This is a genomic window from Actinoplanes sp. NPDC051494 (assembly GCF_044454705.1).
Lineage (GTDB): Bacteria > Actinomycetota > Actinomycetes > Mycobacteriales > Micromonosporaceae > Actinoplanes.
The window spans coordinates 343,403-364,552 of the sequence record NZ_JBITDZ010000001.1; the positions used below are offsets into that span (position 1 = coordinate 343,403).

General features: G+C 73.8%; 24 protein-coding genes. 11 read left to right on the plus strand and 13 right to left on the minus strand.

From position 1 onward, the window contains the following. Positions 1–5: 5 nt before the first annotated feature. The 3 genes from ACIA6A_RS01520 to ACIA6A_RS01530 all read right to left on the minus strand — a co-directional run bounded on the left by ACIA6A_RS01520 (position 6) and on the right by ACIA6A_RS01530 (position 2,815). Positions 6–1,250, minus strand: coding sequence for a diaminopimelate decarboxylase family protein (locus ACIA6A_RS01520; RefSeq protein ID WP_396095406.1), 1,245 nt, complete (start codon positions 1,248–1,250; stop codon positions 6–8). Positions 1,251–1,255: 5 nt separating this feature from the next. Beyond that, on the minus strand, positions 1,256–1,927 hold the full coding sequence (locus ACIA6A_RS01525; RefSeq protein WP_396095407.1) for a class I SAM-dependent methyltransferase: 672 nt from the start codon (positions 1,925–1,927) through the stop codon (positions 1,256–1,258). 249 nt (positions 1,928–2,176) lie between these two features. Further along, positions 2,177–2,815 carry a hypothetical protein gene (locus ACIA6A_RS01530; protein ID WP_396095408.1) on the minus strand — a complete coding sequence of 213 codons (639 nt, stop codon included), beginning with the start codon at positions 2,813–2,815 and terminating at the stop codon, positions 2,177–2,179. A gap of 97 nt (positions 2,816–2,912) precedes the next feature. Here ACIA6A_RS01530 and ACIA6A_RS01535 point away from each other — a divergent pair, with 97 nt between their 5' ends. The 3 genes from ACIA6A_RS01535 to ACIA6A_RS01545 are packed head-to-tail and all read left to right on the plus strand — an operon-like array spanning position 2,913 to position 4,791. Next, complete coding sequence (locus ACIA6A_RS01535; protein ID WP_396095409.1) at positions 2,913–3,383, plus strand: GNAT family N-acetyltransferase; 471 nt, start codon at positions 2,913–2,915, stop codon at positions 3,381–3,383. 20 nt (positions 3,384–3,403) lie between these two features. Continuing rightward, the gene (locus ACIA6A_RS01540) at positions 3,404–3,844 is read left to right on the plus strand and encodes a MarR family winged helix-turn-helix transcriptional regulator (RefSeq protein WP_396095410.1); all 441 of its coding nucleotides are present in this window, start codon (positions 3,404–3,406) and stop codon (positions 3,842–3,844) included. Between the two features lie 44 nt (positions 3,845–3,888). Continuing rightward, entirely contained in the window at positions 3,889–4,791 is a 903-nt protein-coding gene (locus tag ACIA6A_RS01545; RefSeq protein ID WP_396095411.1) for an LLM class flavin-dependent oxidoreductase, read from the plus strand. On the opposite strand, the gene ACIA6A_RS01550 is transcribed toward ACIA6A_RS01545, so the two are convergent. The 3 genes from ACIA6A_RS01550 to ACIA6A_RS01560 are packed head-to-tail and all read right to left on the minus strand — an operon-like array spanning position 4,678 to position 8,844. Beyond that, positions 4,678–5,655 carry a hypothetical protein gene (locus tag ACIA6A_RS01550; RefSeq protein ID WP_396095412.1) on the minus strand — a complete coding sequence of 326 codons (978 nt, stop codon included), beginning with the start codon at positions 5,653–5,655 and terminating at the stop codon, positions 4,678–4,680. The genes ACIA6A_RS01545 and ACIA6A_RS01550 overlap by 114 nt on opposite strands. Beyond that, entirely contained in the window at positions 5,656–6,219 is a 564-nt protein-coding gene (locus ACIA6A_RS01555; RefSeq protein ID WP_396095413.1) for a redoxin domain-containing protein, read from the minus strand. It lies immediately after the preceding gene. Positions 6,220–6,279: 60 nt separating this feature from the next. After that, positions 6,280–8,844, minus strand: coding sequence for a CHAT domain-containing protein (locus ACIA6A_RS01560; protein WP_396095414.1), 2,565 nt, complete (start codon positions 8,842–8,844; stop codon positions 6,280–6,282). Positions 8,845–9,011: 167 nt separating this feature from the next. Between ACIA6A_RS01560 and ACIA6A_RS01565 the strand changes: the two genes are divergently transcribed. Both ACIA6A_RS01565 and ACIA6A_RS01570 read left to right on the plus strand, forming a co-directional pair. Beyond that, a complete protein-coding gene (locus tag ACIA6A_RS01565; protein WP_396095415.1) occupies positions 9,012–10,379 on the plus strand; it encodes a S8/S53 family peptidase in 1,368 nt (455 codons plus the stop codon). Positions 10,380–10,457: 78 nt separating this feature from the next. Continuing rightward, complete coding sequence (locus ACIA6A_RS01570) at positions 10,458–10,820, plus strand: nuclear transport factor 2 family protein (protein ID WP_396095416.1); 363 nt, start codon at positions 10,458–10,460, stop codon at positions 10,818–10,820. A gap of 72 nt (positions 10,821–10,892) precedes the next feature. Here ACIA6A_RS01570 and ACIA6A_RS01575 read toward each other — a convergent pair whose 3' ends face one another. From ACIA6A_RS01575 to ACIA6A_RS01585, 3 genes are all read right to left on the minus strand, one after another. After that, the gene (locus tag ACIA6A_RS01575; RefSeq protein WP_396095417.1) at positions 10,893–11,438 is read right to left on the minus strand and encodes a hypothetical protein; all 546 of its coding nucleotides are present in this window, start codon (positions 11,436–11,438) and stop codon (positions 10,893–10,895) included. A 52-nt stretch (positions 11,439–11,490) separates the two neighbouring features. Then, positions 11,491–12,084 (minus strand): RNA polymerase sigma factor, encoded by a 594-nt coding sequence (locus tag ACIA6A_RS01580; protein ID WP_396095418.1) that lies wholly within the window; start codon positions 12,082–12,084, stop codon positions 11,491–11,493. 199 nt (positions 12,085–12,283) lie between these two features. Next, entirely contained in the window at positions 12,284–13,534 is a 1,251-nt protein-coding gene (locus ACIA6A_RS01585; protein ID WP_396095420.1) for an MFS transporter, read from the minus strand. A 60-nt stretch (positions 13,535–13,594) separates the two neighbouring features. On the opposite strand from ACIA6A_RS01585, the gene ACIA6A_RS01590 reads away from it, so the two are divergent. Continuing rightward, positions 13,595–14,149: a CGNR zinc finger domain-containing protein gene (locus tag ACIA6A_RS01590; RefSeq protein WP_396095421.1), complete on the plus strand. Its 555-nt coding sequence runs from the start codon at positions 13,595–13,597 to the stop codon at positions 14,147–14,149. 31 nt (positions 14,150–14,180) lie between these two features. Here the strand turns inward: ACIA6A_RS01590 and ACIA6A_RS01595 are convergent, their stop codons facing one another. Further along, positions 14,181–14,804 (minus strand): MFS transporter, encoded by a 624-nt coding sequence (locus tag ACIA6A_RS01595; protein ID WP_396095422.1) that lies wholly within the window; start codon positions 14,802–14,804, stop codon positions 14,181–14,183. Here ACIA6A_RS01595 and ACIA6A_RS01600 point away from each other — a divergent pair. Further along, on the plus strand, positions 14,751–15,236 hold the full coding sequence (locus tag ACIA6A_RS01600; RefSeq protein ID WP_396095423.1) for a TetR family transcriptional regulator: 486 nt from the start codon (positions 14,751–14,753) through the stop codon (positions 15,234–15,236). The genes ACIA6A_RS01595 and ACIA6A_RS01600 overlap by 54 nt on opposite strands. Positions 15,237–15,324: 88 nt before the next feature. On the opposite strand, the gene def is transcribed toward ACIA6A_RS01600, so the two are convergent. Continuing rightward, a complete protein-coding gene (def, locus tag ACIA6A_RS01605) occupies positions 15,325–15,864 on the minus strand; it encodes a peptide deformylase (protein ID WP_396095424.1) in 540 nt (179 codons plus the stop codon). 85 nt (positions 15,865–15,949) lie between these two features. Between def and ACIA6A_RS01610 the strand changes: the two genes are divergently transcribed. From ACIA6A_RS01610 to ACIA6A_RS01625, 4 genes are all read left to right on the plus strand, one after another. Continuing rightward, entirely contained in the window at positions 15,950–18,184 is a 2,235-nt protein-coding gene (locus ACIA6A_RS01610) for a putative bifunctional diguanylate cyclase/phosphodiesterase (RefSeq protein ID WP_396095425.1), read from the plus strand. A gap of 142 nt (positions 18,185–18,326) precedes the next feature. Continuing rightward, a complete protein-coding gene (locus ACIA6A_RS01615; protein ID WP_396095426.1) occupies positions 18,327–19,016 on the plus strand; it encodes an NUDIX domain-containing protein in 690 nt (229 codons plus the stop codon). A gap of 12 nt (positions 19,017–19,028) precedes the next feature. Then, complete coding sequence (locus ACIA6A_RS01620; RefSeq protein ID WP_396095427.1) at positions 19,029–19,316, plus strand: hypothetical protein; 288 nt, start codon at positions 19,029–19,031, stop codon at positions 19,314–19,316. Positions 19,317–19,340: 24 nt separating this feature from the next. Continuing rightward, positions 19,341–19,541 (plus strand): hypothetical protein, encoded by a 201-nt coding sequence (locus tag ACIA6A_RS01625; protein WP_396095429.1) that lies wholly within the window; start codon positions 19,341–19,343, stop codon positions 19,539–19,541. 6 nt (positions 19,542–19,547) lie between these two features. On the opposite strand, the gene ACIA6A_RS01630 is transcribed toward ACIA6A_RS01625, so the two are convergent. Both ACIA6A_RS01630 and ACIA6A_RS01635 read right to left on the minus strand, forming a co-directional pair. Beyond that, complete coding sequence (locus ACIA6A_RS01630) at positions 19,548–20,225, minus strand: ABC transporter ATP-binding protein (protein WP_396095431.1); 678 nt, start codon at positions 20,223–20,225, stop codon at positions 19,548–19,550. Then, complete coding sequence (locus ACIA6A_RS01635) at positions 20,218–21,150, minus strand: ABC transporter ATP-binding protein (protein WP_396096423.1); 933 nt, start codon at positions 21,148–21,150, stop codon at positions 20,218–20,220. The genes ACIA6A_RS01630 and ACIA6A_RS01635 overlap by 8 nt, the downstream gene beginning before the upstream one ends.

Sequence of the window (21,150 nt, forward strand, 5' to 3'; positions counted from 1 at the left end):
GGGCGTCACTGTCGCACGACCTCGAGCCGGTCGGCGTCACACGTGAGCGTCGCGAAGTAGTCCTCGATCGTCTCGGCGCGACGGATCCGTTCCACCGTGCCGTCCGGGTGCAGGATCAGCTCCTGGGGGCGCAGCCGCCCGTTGTAGGTGAACGCCATCGACAGCGCGTGCGCCCCGGTGTCGTGCACGAGCAGCAGGTCACCCTCGGCCGTGCGCGGGAGGCGGCGCTGGATCGCGAACTTGTCGTTGTTCTCGCACAGCGACCCGACCACGTCGACGGTCTCGAGCGGGCGACCCTGCCCCTCGTGGACGGTGATGTGGTGGTAGGCGTGCGGGTACATCCCCGGCCGGATCAGCGCGTTCATGCCGGAGTCCACGCCGACCATCTCGCGCCACTTGCTCATCCGGTTGAGCACCCGGGTGACGAGCACACCGTGCGGGGTGAGGATGTAACGCCCGCACTCGAACAGGATCCGCGGCCGGACCCCGGCGGCGTCGAGACGCTCCCGGACCGCCCGGGCGAACGCGGGCAGGTCGAACGCCTGCTCCTGCGGCCGGTACGGGATGCCGATCCCCCCGCCCAGGTTGAGGAAGTCGACGTCGAGGCCGAGCGCGGCGACCTGCTCCAGCAGCAGGTCGAGGGTGAGCAGGAACGGTTCCGGGCGCAGGATCCCCGAGCCGAGCATCATGTGCAGCCCGAACCGGTGCGGGCGCAGGGTGGCGGCCTTCGCGGCGACCGCGGCGAGGCGGTCCACGCGCACCCCGAACTTGGCCGACTCGGTGTCGCCCAGGTAGGACTCGCCGACCGCTCCGGCCGTACCCGGATGGACCCGGAGCGCAAGCGACCGCGGCCGTGCGCCCATCGCGATCAGCTTGTCCACCACCGTCTCGTCGTCAGCGGTGATGATCGCGCCCAGCTCGAGCGCCTCGGCGAGCTCGCCGAGGCTGGTGTTGTTGGAGGTGAAGCAGATGTCCTCGCCGGTGGCGCCGGCCATCGTCGCCGCCGCCAGTTCGGCCGGGGAGCTGCAGTCGAACCCGAAGCCGTACTCCCGCAACCGCCGCAGCATGGCCGGGTTGGGCTGGCCCTTGACCGCGAAGTACTCCCGGGACGCGAGGCCGCGGAACGCGTCCTGGAACGCGGTCGCGGTCTCGTGCAGCCCCTGCAAGTCGTAGATGTGGAACGGGGTCCCGAAATGCTCGGCCACCGCGGGCAGCACCGGGTCCAGCCGGCTCGCGAAACCGGCGCTCATCGGCATCAGGCGGTCACGGTCAGCACGGCGCGCGTCCGGGGGCCGGACAGCGGGCGCTCGTAGCGGTAACTCTCCACGACCGCGTCCCGGAAACCCACAGCCAGCGCCTGGTCGCGCAGGTACTCACCGGACAGCCAGCGGAACCCCGGCACCCCCGGCGCCTGCTGCACCGGCCCGCCGTCGCGGGGCGCGTCGTTGGAGACGATCAACGTCCCGCCCGGGACCAGCCACGAACGGATCCGGTCGAAGACGAAGGACAGATCGCCGTGGTACGCGTACAGGTGCCCGAAGAGCCCGTCGGAGTACACGACCGGCCAGCTCCCGGCGGGCGCCCACGTCATGATGTCGGCGCGCACCGCGTCGACGCCCTTGGCCCGGGCCACGTCCACGGCCTCCTGCAGCGCGTCGACCGCGAGCACGCGCAGACCGGCGCCCATGAGCTCCCGCTCCACGGCGGCGTTCCCGCAGCCCAGGCTGAGCACCGCGCCACCACCGGCGGCCAGCACCCGGTCCCGCATCCAGGCGCGGTACTCCGGCGACGACGTCGACGGCGTCACCGAGTCCCCGCGGGCACCCCCGTCCTCCCACACGTCGAACAGGGAGCGGTCGCCGGAGCAGTAGAAATCGCGCAACGCGTCCATCTCGGTCAGCGTCGACAACGCTTCGTCGCGGCCCATGAGATCGTGTCCTTCGGTCGCCGATCCCGCGGGTTCTCCGCGGTCGGCGCCGAGTCAACAGGGCTCCGATTTCAAGGTCAACTAACCGTATTTGCTCCGCTATGCCCGATCCGTCCAGCGCAGTTGTTCCATTGTGAACACGGAAGTCGGCACAGGTTCATGTCGCGGGGGCCCACAATTCCACGGTGCCCGGTGCAGGTCCGGTCCGGACAGCCGTCGCGGGCGCCGCGCCCGGCCGGCGAATCCTGATCAGACCCCGAGCCACTCCCGGTGGATGTCCTCGTAACGGAGCGCGTCGACAGCGGCCGGATCATCGAGCAGGGTGACCAGCAGCGCCCCGCCGTCCAGCCGGCGCGTCCGGGCGGCCACGTCGGGCGGCAACGGCGTCCGGAGGTCGCCGCCGGGGCCGAGGTAGGTCAGCCACCCGAGCTCGGCCGGCCAGTCACCTCCGGCAAGGTGCCACACCTGCTCGGAGGACCACTCGTCGAGCACCCGGCCGACCCCGGCGCCGAGACGCTGGGCGGCGGTGAGCCACAGGTCCGTCAGGCGCGCGTGCACCTCACGGAAGCCGTCGGCCCCCGGCCCGGGCCGCCGCGGGCGGAAGACCGAGTCCAGCGACCACGTCAGAACCCCGTCGTCCCAGCTCACGAACACGTCGACGTCCTCACCGGTCCAGAACTGGCCGTGTCCACCACCGGTCGCCATGGCCGCGACGGCGACCCGCGGATCGTCCACCTGGCGGGATTCGGCGTCCGGACCGAACAGGTTGATCAGGCCGTCCGGTCGCCGCGGCCGCAGATCCCGCTCAGCCGCCAGCGCGTACGCCTCACGCAGCGCGATCTCCCCCGCCACCGGGACCCGCAGTTCCCACGTCCAGTCCGACCCCATGCCGGGACAGTAGCGATCGTGCGGCACCACGGCGCGGCTATTCTCGGGGCAGCGTGATGGAGAGGGTGGGGCCGGGGTGGGTGTCGAGGTTGTCCCGATGACGGATGCGCATGCCGGTGACGTGCTGCGGATCTATGCCGCCGGCATCGCCACCGGGAATGCCACCTTTGAGACCGTGACGCCGTCATGGACGGCCTTCGGGGACGGGAAACTCGCCGCGCACCGGTTCGTGGCCGTCGCCGGTGGCACGGTCGCCGGGTGGGTGGCCTGCTCGCCGGTCTCGGCCCGGCCGGTGTATGCCGGGGTCGTCGAGAACTCGGTCTACGTGGATCCGGCCGCGGCCGGGCGTGGGGTGGGCCGCGCGCTGATGGCGGCGCTGATCGCGTCGACCGAGGCCGCCGGGGTGTGGACGATCCAGTCGGGGGTGTTCCCGGAGAACGCGGCCAGTCTCGCACTGCACCGGCGATGCGGGTTCCGCACGATCGGGTTCCGCGAGAAGGTCGGCCGGCTGCACGGCACCTGGCGGGACGTCGTGCTGGTCGAGCGCCGCAGCCCGGTGGTCGGCTGAGCGGGCAGTAGGCTGCCGGCATGGCGAGCATGGGCGTGGTGACCGCGCTGGTCCGGGCCGCGTTCCTGGTGGACGCGGTCTACGCCGCTTCGGCCCGCGAGCACGGCATCACCTCCCAGCAGGGTCAGCTGTTGTGCGTACTCATGGGCCGGGAGTACGCCATGGGTGAGCTGAGCGGCGTCCTCGGGCTCGCCAGGTCGAGCCTGTCCGGGCTGGTGGACCGCACCGAGCGGATCGGCCTGGTGCACCGGTTCCCCGACCCGGACGACACCCGCGGGGTGCGGGTGGGGCTCACCGGGCGGGGCGGGGTGCTGGCCGCCGCCTTCTACGACGAGACGTGCCGTCGGATCGACGGCTTGCCGGCCGGGCTGACGGGCCCGGAGCGGGTGGCGCTGGCCGGGCTGCTCGCCCGGGTCGTGCTCGACAACGAGGTGCCGGTGGTCTTCCCCGATCCCACCTGAGGCCCCTATAGTTCGTACTGCGAACTAAAAATCGGGGGACACGGATGTCCATTCTTTTCGGTTTCGGCACCCAGCATGCCATCGCGGACACAGCGGACCTGCTGCGCGGTGTCCAGCAGGCGGATCAGGCCGGGCTCGACCATTTCTCGCTCTCCGATCATCCCTATCTCGGCGACCGGCTGGACGCGTACGCGGTCCTGGGCTTCGTCCTCGGCCGCACCGACCGCATAGCGGGTCTGGTCAACGTGACCAATGTGCCGCTGCGCCCGGCCCCCATGCTGGCGCGCACGATCACCTCGCTGTCGGCCCTGTCCGGCGGCCGGGTCGTGTTCGGGGCCGGCGCGGGCGGCATCTGGGAACGCATCGCCGCGATGGGTGCGGCCCCGCTGTCGCCCGCCGCGGCCGTGGAAGCGTTCGAGGAGGCCATCGTGCTGATCAGGAAGCTCTCCGGGGGCGGCCCGCCGGTGACCCACGCGGGCGCGCACTACCGGGTCGAGCGGATCGACCCGGCGCCGGTGCCGGCCCCCGCGGTGTGGACCGGCTCGGTCGGCGCGAAGTCCCTGGCCGTGACCGGGCGGGTCGCGGACGGCTGGATCCCCGGCCACGGAGCCGACTGGCTCAGTGAGCGCTACCGTACCTCGCGGCCGGTCATCGACAGGGCGGCGATCGACGCGGGGCGGGACCCGCGCGACATCCGGACCGTGTACAACCTGCCGGGCCGCATCACCGACCGGCCGTTGCCGTCCACCCGCGACGACACGGGCCGCTGGGCCGGCGGCTCCACCGGGCAGTGGATCGAGGAGCTGACCACCGCGGTGCTGGAGCACGGGGCGTCAGGTTTCACCCTGTTCTCCCCCACCGGCGGCGCTCCGGACGCAGTTTCCCTGCAGCGCTGGGCCGGGGAGATCGCCCCAGGGGTCCGGGACCGGGTCGGCCGGACGCCGTGACCGGTCGTCCATGATGGACACCGCCTCGCCGAGCAGGCCGCGCTCGATCAGCATCGCCACCAGCAGGTCGCTGTCGTCGCCCCGGCGCAGCGCCGCCAGCGCTTCGTCAGGGCGGCCGGCGAGCGTCAGGATCTCGGCGACCGGCGCGGACTCCCAGGGCTGCGCGGCCGCCGGGTGCGCGGTGAGATGGGCGACGGCCTCGTCGGCGCGACCGCAGCGGATCAGCAGCCGGGCCCGGGTGAGGCACACCTGCCAGCCGGGGTCGCCGAGCTCGTCGACGACGGCGATCGCCTCGTCCGGGCGGCCCCGGTCGACGAGCAGCTCGCCGAGCAGGCCGGCGAGGTGGGCCCGGGCGCCGGGCACCGCCGCCGGGACCGGGCGCAGCAGCGCGATGGCCTCGTCCACCCGGCCCTGCCGTTCCCACACCTCGGCCAGCAGCAGTGCAGGGTCGCCGTGCTCGCGCAGCACCGCCTCGACCTCGTCGTCGCGCCCGCGCCCGGCGGTCGCCGACACCAGCGCCCGCAGCACGGCGGGGGTGCCGGTGGCTCCGCGGGCCAGCGACAGCAGGTCGTCGAGCCGGCCGGTCGCGCCCAGCAGCGACGCCAGCGTCTCCGGGTGCGAGCGGACCAGGTCGATCCCGGGCTCGCCGAGCAGGACGGCCAGCGCTTCCACGGCCGGCCACCAGCCGGCCGCGGCGAACGGGCGGAGCAGGCGTTCGGCGCCGTCGCGGTCACCGGCCGCGCTCAGGGACCGGGCCAGCACCCGCGCGCACTGCCAGTCGCCACGGCCGGCGAACTCCCGGGCCACGCCGGCATGGCCGTGCGCCAGGAGGGCCTCGGCCCCGGCCGGACCGCAGGCGTCCATTCAGGTGCGGGGTGCGACGGCGTCGATGATGGCGGCCGCCGGGGTGCGTGGCGCCGGGTCGGGGCTGACGTCGACATAACGGATGACACCCTGACGGTCGGCGACCACGACCGCCGGGTAGGGCAGGGTCACGCGGCCGGTGCCGAGCGCCGGCTTCGCCGCCGGGCTGAGGAAGCCGAGGTTGAACGTGTCGATCAGCAGGTGGCGCGGGTCGGCGGCGACCAGCATGCGCAGGCCGAGGCGGTGCTTGAGCTCGGTGAGGCGTTCCGGGCGCTGCGGGCTGACCGCGACCACGTGGGCGTCGAGACCCTCGAGCGCACGGTCGTAGCCGGACAGTGCGGTGGCGCAGTCGGCGGAACCCGCGTGCTGGAAGAAGATGAGCACGAGCGGGCCCGTGTCGAGCAGCCGGCGCAGGTGCACCGGGCCCAGGTCGGCCTCGATGACCGCCAGGTCGGGGACCCGGGCCCCCGGGGCGATCATGCGGTGCCAGACGGCGTCGCGCTCCATCTGGCGCTGGAACGCGGCGTCGGTGCCGGGTCGCGGCTGGGCCGAGGTAACGGACATGTCGACCAGAATACCCGGTAATCTCCTACGGAATTGATAGGTCTCTGTGACCCCGGTCGCTCACCCCGGACCGTACGCGGTGAGGCCGTACCACGCGACGTATTCCTCCGCGCCACCCTCGGCGAGGGCCGCGCGGGCGTGCCAGACCGCGGCCGGGAGCGTGTCGCCGCGGGCGAGGCTGTGGTGCAGCACCGTCATCGCGCCGGCCGACGCGCCGTCCGGGATCGGCACGTCGGCCGCGGCGACCCCGGCACTGCCGTGCGACATCATGGCACCGGCGAAACCCAGGACCTCATTGCCGCCGTACGGTTGCTGGGCCCCGGAATGGCACGACGCGAGCACCACGCGGCGCGGGGCGACCCCGTGCGCCAGCATCTCGTACAGCGTCAGCGGGCCGTCGCTGAGCTGCAGCGACGAGAACAGCGGGCTGTCCGAGCGGAACCGGCCGTGGCAGGCGAAGTGGGCCAGACCGGCGTCGCGGATCAGCGCGATCGTGGTCTCGGCGGTGCTCTCCGGCGGGAGCAGCACCCGGGCCCGCTCGTGTTCGGCCGCCACCGCCTTGACCTCGGCCGGGGCGTCCTCGAGGTCGGGACCGGCGACGACGACCACACCGCCGGCCGGGACCGGCCGCGCCCGGCGGGCATGCGCCCAGAGACCCGCGGACGGCGCCACCGAGACCGGGGCCCGGTGCAGGGCCGACCAGGGTACGCCGAGCAGCTGCGTCGACGGCACCACGACGAGCGGCACGTCCGGGGGCACCCCCACCGGCGCGATGAGCAGCCGGGACAGGGCGTCGACGGCCTCCTGGGCCGCCGATCGGGCCGCCGCGGCGAACCGGGTGCCGCTGAGCAGCCGGCGCAGCCCGAACTCGGCGGCCGCCACCTCCTGCTGCAGCGGGGCCACCGTGCCGAGTTCCACGATCCGGGCCCGCCGGGGTTCGATGACCACGGCCAGCACCCGGTCGCCGACCACGGCGTACTCGACGAGCCATTGCCCGTCCAGCGCGCGGCGCAGCTCCGGGACGCTCGCCGGGGTCGCTGCCTCGCCGCCGACCCCCTCGTCACCGGACCAGGAGCGGCGCCGGATCCGGGTCTCCAGGGAGTTGAGCCGGGCCAGGAGCGTGGCCGGCTCCTCGCCGCGGCCCAGGCGCGCGGTCCGCAGCTCCTCCTCGACGTTGCGCAGCGCGACGACGTCCTCGTCGACGCCGGTGGCCGGTGGGTGGACCCGCAGCAGTGCGGCGGCCCGGGTGCGTTCCAGCCACGCGAAGACCCGTGTCGCCGACCCGCCCGGCAGCAGCGTGCGCAGCCCCACCTCACCCAGCTCGGCGCCGTGCCCGGAGGCGAGCACGCGCAGTTCCAGCGACGGCAGGGCGGCCCGGTGCTGGGCCAGGTCCCGCAGCCCGCGCAGGCAGGCCCGGAGCACCGCACCGGGATCCTGCGCACCGGGGTTGCGGGCCTCGGCGAGCAGGGCCCGGGCCAGGTGCCCGCGCAACCGTACGAGCAGGGCCTGGCCGTCGGCGAGCTCACCGACCGCGGTCAGGTCGCGGCGGGCGTCGTCCGGGCGGTGCAGCGCGAGCCCGGCCCGGCCGGCGGCCAGATAGCCGTACGCGGCCTCCTCGCGCAGGCCGAGCCGCCGCAGGGTGGCCGCGGCCCGCCGGAGCCGGTGCAGCACCGCCACCGAGTCGCCGTCGAGGGCGGCCCGGGCCTCCGCCTCGGCGACGGTCGCGCGGGCGGCCCAGGCCGGGCGGCGCTGGCGGCGGAAGTCGCGCACCGCCGCCTCGGCGTCGAGCACCGCCGTGGCCGGGTCGCCCAGCTCGAGCGCGAGCCGGGCGCAGCGCAGCCGGGCCTCCGCGGCCATCAACCGGGCGCCGTGCCGCTCGAACTCGGCGTGCGCGGACCGGGCCGCGGCCATCGCCTCGTCCAGCAACCGCAGGTCACGCAGCACGTCGGCGTACTCCACATGGTGCTCACCCAGCGGCAGGCCGGCCGCCGCGTGCAGTCGTCCGGCCTCCTCGAACCGGCGCACGCTCTCGGTGAGCCGGCCCGCGTGGTAGCTGGAGAACGCCCGGCTCGCCGCGATCACGGCCGGGATCCGGGTGCCCATGTCCGCGGCGAGCTCGGCGGCCCGGTCGAGGTGGCCGAGCGCCTCGTGCGGGCGGCCCAGCAGCGTCTGCACGTGGGCGAGGTTGTTGGCCGCCTTCACCCAGACGATGGGCGGGCACGCCGGGTCCCCGAGCAGGCCGGTGTACGCGTCGGCGGCGGCCTGCAGGCGGCCCCGGTTGTGGTCGAGGACGGCGAGTTGCAGCCGCAGGTCGGGCCGTTCGGCGGTGTCGACCAGCGGCTCGGCGCGGCGCAGGTCACGGGCGGCGGCGTCGTAGCGCCCGAGCTCCTGCAGGGCCACCGAGCGGGTCATCAGCAGATCGCCGAGGCGCTGATCGAGGCCGCAGCGCGCGGCGAGGCGTACCCCCCGGTCGAGAAGTCTGCGGGCGGCCTCGTTGTCCAGGTTGACGTGCCGCACCCAGGCCAGGGCCCGCAGGCTCGCCACCAGAGCCTCGCTGTCACCGGCGGTGGTCGCCGACACCACCAGAGCTTCTGCGCCCGCGGCGTATCTGACCGGATCGAGCACGACTCTCCTGTAGGCGGCGTCGGCCTCGTCCCTGAGACGAGCACCGGCGTCCACTACGGAGCCCGTAGCCGTTTCACCCATAAGAGTCCGCACCCATCTCGTACCGCCCCGGATGACCTGACGGAGAAACCCGCCGTCAGACTACCGACGACAAGGGAGAAGAATCCATGACCGCTGCCGCCCGCTGGCCGCTGCCCGACCCGCGCACCCCCGATCAGCTCGCCCACGACCAGATCGCCGTGCGCCTGCAGGTCTCCAAGCTGGCGAGCCCGAACGCCGACAAGAGCGCCCGCCAGGAGCAGGAGGTGGTGCTCGAGCGGATCCGCCGGCGCCAGCTCACCGCCACCGCCGAGCACGCCACCCCGTTCCTGCACTTCCTGCCGGACGCCGGCACCCGCGCGATGCTCGCCTCGCTGAACCAGCTCGTGATCGAGGTGGACCCGGACGAGGAGGGCCTCGACCAGGCGGGCCTCGACGAGCTGCTCACCGGGTACGACGCCGACGACCGGGCGGAGCGCAGCCCCCGCCGGCGGCGCACCCGGGTGTACCGCAGCCGCGACGCCAAGGACGCGGCCGCGCTGCGGGCCGATGCCAAGCGCCTGCGCGGCGACAAGCGGATCAGCGCGAACGTCAACTCGATCGTCCCGCTCGGCTATGTGATCAAGGGCGACTCGTACCCGGGCAGCACGGTCGCCCCGGCGGTCTTCGCGTCGCACGGTGCCACCGCCCCGATCCGGGTGGCCGTCATCGACACCGGGCTGACCGCCGCGGCCCGCGGCGACGGCTGGGACACCGGTGTCGTCCGCGAGGGTGTCGACCCGGTGAACGTGCTGGCCCCGCTCGACCGCATCGACTGGTTCGGCGGGCACGGCACGTTCGCGACCGGCATCGTGCGCCAGATCGCCCCGGACTGCGAGGTCGTGGTCTACCGCTTCACCACCACCGACGGCCTGGGTACCGACGAGGCCGCCGCGGACATGCTGATCAAGGCGGCCGAGGACGCCGGCGGCGAGCGCCTGGTGATCAACGCCTCGTTCGGCGCGCCGGCCGTGGACGGCATCCCGCCGCTGGCCATGCAGGAGGCGGTGCAGCACATCACCGAGGAGCACCCCAACGTGCTCATCGTGGCCAGCGCCGGCAACGACGGCCAGGACCTGCCGCTGTACCCCGCGGCGTTCCCGGGCGTGAAGGCGGTCGGCGCGCTCACCAGCGACCTTCAGCCGGCCACGTTCTCCAACCACGGGTCCTGGGTGCACTGCTCCACCGTGGGCGTGGGCATCGTGTCCACGTTCGTCGAGGGCAAGCTCCCGCCGGAGAACAACATCGGCACCGACGTCATGTTCGGCACCGACGCGTGGGCGACCTGGAGCGGCACCTCGTTCACCGCCCCGCAGATCAGCGCCGCGGTGGCGGCACTGTGCGGCGACGACGCGTCGCTGAGCCCCCGGGCCGCGTTCGACCAGCTCGTCGCCGGCCGCCCGGCCCGGCCCGGCCTGGGCGCCACGGTCCACCTGCTGCCCGGCACCCCGCTCTGACACAGCCGCACCGACGGCCCGGGACCACACGTGGTCCCGGGCCGTCCCGCGTGCCACCCGGCCGGGCACAATCGGCCCGTGACCTCTGACATCCACCGGCTCCATCGCGCTTTCGACGACGCCGAGCTCCGGGCCGACACCGGCACCCTGAACGCGTTGCTGGCCGACGACTTCCGCTCCATCGGCGAGCGGGGCCACGTGCTCGACAAGGCACAGTGGACCGGTAAGTTCGCCGATCTCGCCTACCTCAGTCTCGAGAGCGACGAGGTGGACGTGTCCCACTACGGTCACGCGGCCGTCGTCCGGTGCGTTCAGCGCAGCCGGTCGGTCTGGCGCGGTCAGGAGATGGCGCTGACCGTCCGGGCCGGCCAGACCTGGGTCGAGCTGCCCGGGGGCTGGCGGCTGGCCGGCGTGCAGTTCAGCACCCTGGACGGCGGGTGACCCACCGGGCACGGCAGCGCCCCGGACCTCAGACGGAGGTGGTCCGGGGGCGGGTGCGGGGGTGGCCCGCGGTCAGACCAGGGTCCACTCGGTGGCCACGGCCGGGACGCCGGCGCGGCGCAGGGTGAGGCTCATCGGGCCGGGCAGGACGTCGTCGATGATGAACAGGCCGCGGCCGTCGGCGTCGACGCTGCGGGGCTCGGCGGTGGCGGCCTGGCGGACCTCGATGACGGCCGGGCCCTGGGGGGCGAGGTGACCGGTGAGGCGCCGGCGCCGGCCCACGGCCTCGACCTGGACGGCGATGACGATCTCGTCGTGGCCGCGCTCGTCGACGACCTGGAACGTGAGCTGGCGGGGCTGCGGGGCGGTGCCGGGGCCCCGGACCGCCATCGCGCGGCTGCCCGCGGGCTCGGCCGACGCGCTCTCGGAGTCCTCCACGAGCGCGGCGAGCTCCGCGTCCAGCGACCGCAGGATGAAGCTCTCCTGGGCGAGCCGGACCAGCCCGGCCGGCACCGGGTCGGTCTCGTCGAACATCGCCTCGATGCGCCGCATGAGCGCTTCCTCCTCGGGTGGGAGGTCGTCCGGCGCCCGGTCGGCGCTCTGGTGGGGGTCGGTCACGGGGTCTCCTCGGGGCGGGGGAAGAACGCGTTGCGTAGCACGCTGGTACCTGTCACGATTCGCGAGTTCCGCCGTCGATACCTTCTGTCAGGAATTGGCGCAGCTGAGTGAGGCATCTCTTGCGGGTCGGCCCCAGGCTGCCGATCGGCATGTCGAGCGCCGCCGCCGCGAGCTCGTAGGACGGCCGCCGGTCCTCCGCCTCGACCACCAGCACCCGCAGCACCCGCTGGCAGCGCGGACCCAGCCGGGAGAACGCGTCCCACAGCTCGGCGTCGCGGGCCGCCACCAGGACCGGGTGTTCCGGGTCACCGTCCGGGCCGGCCTCGCGGTCCAGCACCCAGGTGTCGTCCACCGGCTGGGTGCGCCGGCTGCGGCGCAGCGTCGCCCGGGCCTCGTTGCGGCAGGTGGTGGCGATCCACGCGCCGAAGCGGTCCGGGTCGCGCAGGGCGCCGAGCTTCTCGAGGGCCCGTAACCAGGTCTGCTGGAACACGTCGGCGGCGTCCGCGGCACCGAGGTTGTGGATCCGGCAGATCGCCCAGACCCGTCCGCTGAACCGGTCCACGATCCTGTTCCACGCGTCGTGGTCCCCGTCGAGGGCCCTGCTGACGAGCAGGGCCATGTCCCCGGCCGGCGCGGTGTCGATCATTGTTGCCTCCGAGGTCACCGCCCGCCGACATGCTGAGCCCCCGGCATGGGGGCCGGGAGGGGATCCGGCGCCCGGAACGCCCATCGGCGGTCGTAGATATACCGATTCACCATAGACCACGCCACGTCACGTCCCGCCGATGCGACACGGTGGACCCGGGACCACCCGGAAGGCCGCCCGATCCCGCCCGATGGGGTGATCACGGGGTCCGCGAGGGCAGCGTGCGCAGCCCCCGGATGCGGCGGGTCAGCATCGGCACGATCGACGTCGCCACCCCGGCCGCACCGGCGGCGACCCCGGCCCGGCTGCCCCACGCCTCGCCGAGGACCCCGCCCAGCGCGCTGCCCACCGGGATCACCCCGTAGATGAACAGGCGGTACCCGGCGCCGGTGCGGGCCAGCGCGTCCCGCGGCGCGACGACCTGGCGCAACGTCACCGACAGCACGTTCGCGATGCCCAGGCCCACGCCGGCCACCGCCTGCGCGGCGGCCAGTGCCACGGCGAACCCGGCGCCGTGACCGGGCAGGACCGCGTAGCCGAGGGGCACCAGGGTGGACAGCACCAGCGCGGCGGCGAACGCCCGGCCGAAACCCAGCGCCGCGGCGAGGCGCAGGGCGATCAGGGTGCCGAGGAAGGAACCGGCTCCGCCCGCGCTGAGGATCAGGCCGTAGGCCCCGGGGGTGAGACCGCGCTCGCCCACGACGTACAGGGTGAGGTTGACGGTCAGGATCTGGGCCGCGGCGTTGTAGACCGCGGCGTGCACGGTCAGTGACCGCAGGAACGGGTCCGTGACGATCGGGCGCAGCCCCGCGAAGAAGCCGGCCGGGCCCTCGGGTCGCGGCGGGGCCGGCTCCGGACGGCGGGCGGCGGCGATCCCCACCGCGCTGGCCAGGTAGCTGACCGCGTCGGCGAGCAGCGCCCCGGGCGGCCCGGCGAGCGCGACCAGGCCACCGGCGAGCCCGGGACCGGCGACCTGGGCCACCGTGGCCGAGCCCTGCACCGCGCGGTTGGCGGCGGCGAGGTCACGCTCGGCCACCATGGCGGGCAGGTAGGCGAAGCTCGCGGTGTCGAAGACCACGCTCGCCGCGCCGATCAGGAACGCGACCGCCGCCAGCAGCGGGATCGAGAGCAGATCCATCGTGTACGCGACGGGCACCACCGCCACCAGCAGCGCCCGGAGCACGTCGGCGGTCACCATGACCCCGCGTCGCCGGCGGTGTTCGAGCAGGTGCCCGGCGACGAGGGGGACGAGCACGTTCGGCAGGTACGCGGCGGTGGCCACGGCGGCGACCTTCCCGGCGCCCGCGTCCAGGGTCAGCACCGCGACCAGCGGCAGTGCGACCGCGGACAGCTGGGTGCCGAACGCGGAGATCGTGTGCCCGGCCCAGTAGCGGCGGAAATCCGGGTCCCGGCGCAGCAAGGACGAGCGGGGCGGATCCGTGGTTACCATCTCATGCGGTCCTTCCGGTAACGGTTACCGGTCATCGTGGCACAGCGGTAACGTGGCCGCATGGCACAGCCCGGCGACCGCGCTCCGGCACCGGCCGCGCTCGCCCTCGTCCAGGACCTCGCCAACACCGCTGACCTGGAGGGCGGCACCGACCGGCTGACCGATCCGGCGGGGCTGACGTCGTTCGGCGACGCGCACGGTCTGCCCACCGGCGGGCTCGGGGACGCCGACGTGGCGGTGATCCGGGAGCTGCGGGAGGCGATCCGGGACGCGTGCGGGGCCCACGCCGGGGTCGCGGTGGACGAACGGTCGCGCCGCTCACTGCGTACGGTGCTGGGCCGTGGCTCTCTGATCCTCGAGATCGACGCCGCCGGCGCCGCCCGCACGGTCCCGGGCCCGGGCCTCGCGCCGGCCGACCGGATCATCGCCGAGGTGGCGGCCGTGATCGCCGCCGCCGCGGCGGACGGCACCTGGCCCCGGCTGAAGGCCTGCGCGGCGCACGGGTGCCGATGGGTCTACTACGACCACAGCCCGGCCGGGCGCAGCCGCTGGTGCACGATGAGCATCTGCGGCAGCCGCGCGAAGATGCGCGCCTACCGCGACCGGAGGAGCTGAGGCCGCGGCAGGCGCAGGTCGCGACGGCCGGTCAGTCGGCGAGGGCGGCGTCCGCGGTGGCCGAGGACCGCGGGATGACCAGGGCGAGCAGCGCGGCCAGGACCGCGGCGCCCGCGCAGATGCCGAACAGCAGGCGGTAACCGCCCAGCGAGGGCAGGTCGTGGCCGCCCAGGGAGATCGTCTGCGAGGCCAGGATGGCGCCGCCGATCGCGCTGGCCAGCGAGCTGCCGACGCTGCGGAACAGGGTGTTGAGGCCGTTGGCCGCGGCCAGCTCCGAGCGCGGGGTGGCGTGCATGATCAGGCCGGGCATGGCCGCGTACGCGATGCCGGTGCCGGCGCCCGCGATGGTGGCCCCGAGGACGACCTGCCAGAGGTGGCCGGTGAGCACGATCCGGGTGCCGAACCCGGCGGCGATGATCAACGCACCGACGGTCAGCGCGGTGCGGGGGGCGAGCTTGGCCGAGACCGGGGAGAGCAGCAGCATCATGATGCCGCCGGGCAGCATGCACAGGCCGCCGACGAGGATCGACGAACCGAAGCCGTACCCGGTGACACGGAGCAGGCGGCGTGGCGGCTGTTCGTCGAACGCGGCTACGACAACGTGACCGTCACCGACATCTGCACGGCCGCGGACATCGCGCCACGGACGTTCCACCGCTACTTCGCCAGCAAGGACGACGTCGTCGCCGAGCCGGTCCGGCGGATGGCCCGGATCGTCACGGCGTTCCTCGGCACCGCACCGCCCGGGCCCGGCGACACCGAGGTGCTGCGGCTGGCGATGCTGGAACTGGGGCGCTTCGTGATCGGGCACCGCGACTGGCTCACCGGCCTGCGGATCGTGGTCGCCGGTTCCCATCACCTGCGGACCGCGTACATCGGGGTGCGCCCGGATCAGGAGGCCGAGATCGCCCGGCTGGTCGCGGCGCGGCGCGGGGGCTCCCCGGACTGGCGGCTGCGGCTGCACGCGGCGGCCACGGTGGCGGCGTTCCGGGTCTGGTACGAGGGCTACTTCCGCGACGCGCCGGCCGACCCGCTCGCCCACCTGGAGGAGATCCTCCTCGCGGTGGCGGCACCCTGGGAGAAATAGGGACGCCGCTGCGAATTCCACGGGGGAAGAACTCGCAACGGCGTCGGTAACCACGATAGTCGATACGTCCGGGGTTCGCCCGCCGGGGTCAGTGCGGGCTGGTACGGATCTCCGGCAGGTCCGAGCCGTCGGTCCACGCGGCCTCGCGCAGCGTGGCCAGCAGGCGCTCGCGCTGCTCCGGCCGCTGCCGGTCGATGAACAGCACCCCGTCGAGGTGGTCGGTCTCGTGCTGGACGCAGCGGGCCAGCAGCCCCTCGCCGACCAGCTGGATCGGGTCGCCGTGCTTCGTGTAGCCCTTGGCCACCACGTTCCTGCGGCGCCGGGTGTCGAGGTAGATGCCGGGGATGGACAGGCAGCCCTCGGGGCCGTCCTGATCCTGTTCGTCCGGGAACTCCAGCACCGGGTTGACCAGGTGGTCGAACTCACCGTCGCTGAGCTGCGGCGCGAGGGCGAACACCCGCAGGCCGACGCCGAGCTGCGGGGCGGCCAGCCCCGCTCCCCCGCTGTCGGCGAGCGTCTCGGTGAGGTCGGCGACGAGCTTGCCCAGTTCGGCGTCGAAATCGGTGACCGGCACGGCGGGCGCGCGCAGCACGGGATCACCGACGAGCCGGATCGGCAGAACAGTCATGGCCCCCAAAGTAGTCCCCGGTTGCAGATCGGGTGCAATGGGCACGAGCGCTGCATCGGGCCTGTTGCCGACCGATGGGACTCGCATGATCGGACAGCTGCCCAGGGCCGCTCTCGCGCTCATCGGGGTCACCCTGCTCGGGCAGGTCGTCGCCCTCACGAACGCCGGGGCGAGCAGCGCCGTGCTCGGGTTGTCGCTGCTCGTACTCGACGCGCTCGGTCTCGCGTACGGTCTGCGCGCCGCCCGCCGGACGACCGCCCGGACCACCTGGCGGCTGGCCGCGGCCGGGCGAGGGCTGTCGCTGGCCAGCACCATCAGCTTCTCCGTCGACGCGGTGCGCGACTCCCAGCCCTGGTGGTGGGTGGGCGTGGGCAGCGGCCTGGCCATGTTCGCCTGCCTGACCGCGGCCGCCCTGTCGGTCTCGGCCCAGCGCCTGGAGACCCGCCAGCGGCTCGCGTTCATCGCCGAGGTCGTCACGGTGCTCAGCAGCGGCTTCATGCTGATCTGGTACTTCGTGCTGAACCAGGCGCTGCGCCGGGAACCGGACCTGCGCTGGATCTTCGAGCTGGGCTACCCGTTCGGGAACCTGCTGCTGCTGGTGGCGGTCAGCGCGGTGCTGCTGCGCGGTGCCGTCGCCCGGCTCGGCCAGCCGCTGACGGTCCTGCTCGCGGGCATCCTGCTGTACGCGGTCGGGGACACCGCGTTCTCCGCCGTACGCGTCGACGGCCAGGCCTCCACCGGCAACGCGTACGCGAACGTCGCGCTGGTGCTCGCGTCCCTGATCATGACCGTGGCCGCCATGCAGCAGTGCGCCGCCCCCACCGGTGACGCCGGGGCGCCCGGCCCGGCGCGGATGCCCGCCTGGTCGACCCACCTGCCGTACGTGGCGGTCGGGTTCGGCAACGTCCTGCTGCTCGTGGTGACCGTGCGGGAGCACGCGTTCCTGGTCTGGGGCGGGCTGACCCTCGGCCAGACCGTCATGACCACCGCCCTCGCGGTCCGCCAGCTGATCTCGCTGCAGGACAGCCGCCGGCTCAACGTCACCGACACGCTGACCCGGCTCGCGAACGTGACCGGGCTGGCCGACGCCCTGGAGCGCTCGACCCAGCGTCATGAGCCGGTTGCCCTGATGCTGCTCGACCTCGACGGGTTCAAGCAGGTCAACGACCGGCTCGGGCACCACGCCGGGGACCGGGTACTGGTCGAGTTCGCCCGCCTGCTGCGCCAGTCGGTGCGGCGCGGGGACCTCGCGGCCCGGGTCGGTGGCGACGAGTTCGTGGTGCTGCTGCGCGGGATCGGGGCGCAGGGCGAGGCGGTCGCCGTGGCCGAGCGGGTGCTCGCCGTCCTCGCCGGCAATCCGCTGCACGTCGCGGGCGAGACGATCACCATCCGGTGCAGCATCGGCATGGCCCTGCCGGCCCCCGGCGACACCGCCAAGGAGCTCCAGCACCGCGCCGATGTCGCCATGTACGAGTCCAAGCGCGCCGGCACCCACGGCTGGCGCGTGTACCACCCGGACATGGCCGACCGCCGCAACCGCGACGCGACGCTGAGCGACGCGCTGGAGACGGCGCTGGACGACGGGCAGTTCGAGCTCGCGTACCAGCCGCTGGTGGACCTGGGCACCGGCCGTCCGGTCGCGGTGGAGGCCCTGCTGCGCTGGCGGCACCCGGTCCTCGGACCGGTCGCGCCGAACGAGTTCGTCCCGATCGCCGAGCGCACCGGGGCGATCACCGGCATCGGCCGGTGGGTGCTGGAGCAGGCCTGCCGCCAGGTCCAGGACTGGCGCCGGGACCTGCCCGGCGCCGCCGAGCTGTACGCCAGTGTCAACGTCTCGGCCCGCCAGCTGCGGGAACCGTCGTTCCTCGGCGACGTGCTCACCGTGCTGACCCGGACCGGGCTGCCGGCCGAAGCGCTGGTCCTCGAGATCACCGAGTCGGCGATCGTGGACGAGCAGGTCGCGGTGCCGGCCCTGGAGGCGCTGCGCCGGCACGGCATCCGGGTCGCCGTCGACGATTTCGGTACGGGCTACTCGTCGCTGCACCTGCTGACCCGGCTCCCGGTCGACATCCTCAAGATCGACCGCAGCTTCGTGGCGGAACTGGACGGCACCACCCGGGGTGCCGGGGTGGCGGAGGCGGTGATCCGGCTGGCGCAGGTCCTCGGCCTGACCACCGTCGCGGAGGGCATCGAGACCACCGCCCAGGTCGCCGAGCTGCAGTTGCTGGGCTGCACGGTCGCGCAGGGCTACCTGTTCGCGAAGCCGATGCCGGCCGCCGGGTTCGCCGCCTCGGTCCGGGACCGGCAGCCCACCGCCTGAACCGGGCCGCGCCCAACCGGGCCGCGCCCAACCGGGCCGCGCCGGACCGGGCCGCGCCGGACCGGGCCACCGGGATCCTGGCCGGCATGCCGGACGACGCCGGTGCCGTCCTGAAGATCATCTGGGCGTTACCCTCGGCGCCATGAGCATCCCCGGCACCGACGTCCCCGACGCCCGCGGCCGCACCGGCCTCGACCGGACCGGGCGCGACCTGACCGGCAACCCGGACGTCAGGGTCCGCGACGTCGAGGTCCTCGCCGCCGCGTGGCACGTCCTGCGCCGCACGACGTTCGACCACCGCCGCGCCGACGGCACCTGGAGCACCCAGCAGCGCGAGACCTACGACCGCGGCAACGGCGCGACGATCCTGCCGTACGACGCCGGGCGCGGCACGGTGCTGCTGGCCCGCCAGTTCCGGTACCCCGTGTACGTCAACGGTCACCCCGACGGGATGCTGCTGGAGACCGCCGCGGGCCTGCTCGACGACGACCACCCCGAGGACGCGATCCGCCGCGAGGCCGAGGAGGAGCTGGGCATCACCATCGGCGACCTCGAGCATGTCTTCGACGTGTACATGAGCCCGGGTTCGGTCACCGAGCGCCTGCACTTCTACGCCGCGCCGTACTCCCCCGCCACCCGGACCACGGCCGGCGGCGGGCTGGCCGACGAGGGCGAGGACATCGCGGTGGTCGAACTGCCGTTCGCCGAGGCCCTGGCGATGACCGCCGACGGGCGGATAAACGACGCGAAAACCATCATGTTGCTGCAATGGGCCGCACTCCGGGGCCCGTTCCGCGGTTTCGGTAGCGCCATCGGGCCCGTCGCAGGATAGCCTTGCGGGTATATGGCTACCTTTCGCACCGCCTCGACTCTTCTCGCCGCTGACGGCACCAGGACACCCGGCACCGCCGCGCTCTTCAGCGAGCCCGCTCGCAAGGGCGGAACCCCGCCGTGGGCGGGCGACTTCCGGCCCGCGAACAGCGCCGGCAACGGCCCCAAGAGCCCGGTCGGCAAGACCTTCACGCTCGAGCTGCCCGACGGCGGCACCGGCAAGGTCGTCGTCCAGGGCCTCAAGAGCGGCAAGGGCGGCGTCGTGCTCGCACTGATGGGCGAGGACGCGCCCCCGTTCTGATCCGTCCCCCACGGAGGTGCCGCAGTGCCCGCCGACGACTTCGACAAGATCGTGGCGGGCCTGCCCGACCGGCGGCGCCCACCCGGGCGCGCGCCGCTGCTCATCGGCGTCGTGCTGTGCCTGATCGCGCTCGGCATGCTGGCGTTCGGTGACGTCAAGGGCGCGGTGCTGGCGATCTTCCCCTGGCTGCTCGGGATGGGCTTCGTCCTCAAGGGCCGGGGCTGAGCACTCTCAGGCCTCCAACCGGCCGTCGCGCAGCGTGAGGACCCGGTCGGCGCGGTCCATCAGGCTCGCGTCGTGGGTCGCCACCAGCGCGGTCATGCCCCGGGCGTCGACCAGCGCGCGCAACAGATCCATGATCGCCCGGCCGGTGTCCGAGTCCAGCTGGCCGGTCGGCTCGTCCGCGATCAGCAGCGGCGGGTCGTTGGCCAGGGCCCGGGCCACCGCCACGCGCTGCTGCTGACCACCGGAGAGCTCGAACGGCCGCTGGGCCGCCTGAGCGCCCAGGCCGACCAGTTCCAGGAGCAGCCCGACCCGTTCGTCGCGCTCCCTGGCATCCCGGCCGGCGAGGCGCAGCGGGACGCTGACGTTCTCCGCCGCCGACAGGATCGGGATCAGCCCGAACGACTGGAACACGAAACCGATCGTGCCGCGCCGCAGGCCGAGCAGGGCGTCCTCGCTCGCCCCGGACACGTCGTGGCCGTCCACCTCGACCCGGCCCCGGGTGGGGCGGTCGAGACCACCGATCATGTTCAGCAGCGTGGTCTTGCCGGCGCCGGAGCGGCCCCGGACGGCGACGAGCTCGCCCCGGCCGGTCTCGAACGACACGTCACGCACCGCGTGCACGGCGCGGTCGCCGGTGCCGAAATCACGGCCCAGGCCCTCGGCCCGGATCAGGATGTCACTCATCGCCGGACCGCACCTGCACGTGGTCCTGCTCGAGGCTCAGCTTGACGCGGTCGCGCAGGCTCAGCGCGTCCACGAAACCGGACGGCAGCTGCATACGGCCGGCCCGGTCGAGCACCGCGTACTCCTGCGACACGATCTCCTGCGCGCCGTCGGCGCCGGTGCGGGCGCTGCGGCGTACCTCCGACGCGGTCCGGCCGTCGCGGATCGCGACGGTCCGGCGGACCTGGCCCGACACGGCGTGGTCATGGGTCACCACCACGATCGTCACCCCCAGCTCGGCATTGATGGTGCGCAGCGCGCCGAAGACGTCGGCGGCCGTGGCCTCGTCGAGCTCCCCGGTGGGCTCGTCGGCGAACAGGATCTCCGGGTCGTTGGCGACCGCGACCGCCACCGCGGTGCGCTGCTGCTCGCCGCCGCTCATCTGGCCGGGCCGGCGGTCCGCGCAGTGCGCGACACCGGCCATCTCCAGCAGCTCCAGGGCCCGCTTGCGGTTCACCCGGCCGGCGAGGCCCATCGGCAGTTCGACGTTCTCGCGGGCGGTGAGGTACGGCAGCAGGTTGCGCGCGGTCTGCTGCCAGACGAATCCGACGACCTTGCGGCGGTACCGCAGCCGGCGCTTCGCGTTCATGGTGAGCAGGTCGAAACCGGCCACCCGGGCGATGCCGGCGGTGGGCACGTCCAGGCCGGAGAGGATGTTGAGCATCGTCGACTTGCCCGAGCCGGACGCGCCGACCACCGCGATCAGCTCGCCGCGGTCGACCACCAGGTCGAGGCCCTGCAGGGCGACGACCTCGACCCCCTCGGTCTTGAAGATGCGGACCAGGCCGTCGCAGACGATGTGCCCGCGCAGCCGGTCGGCACCACCGGCGCGGGCCGACGCGCGTTCCGCGGCCCGGCGTTGCAGTTCGCCGAGATCAGGACCCAT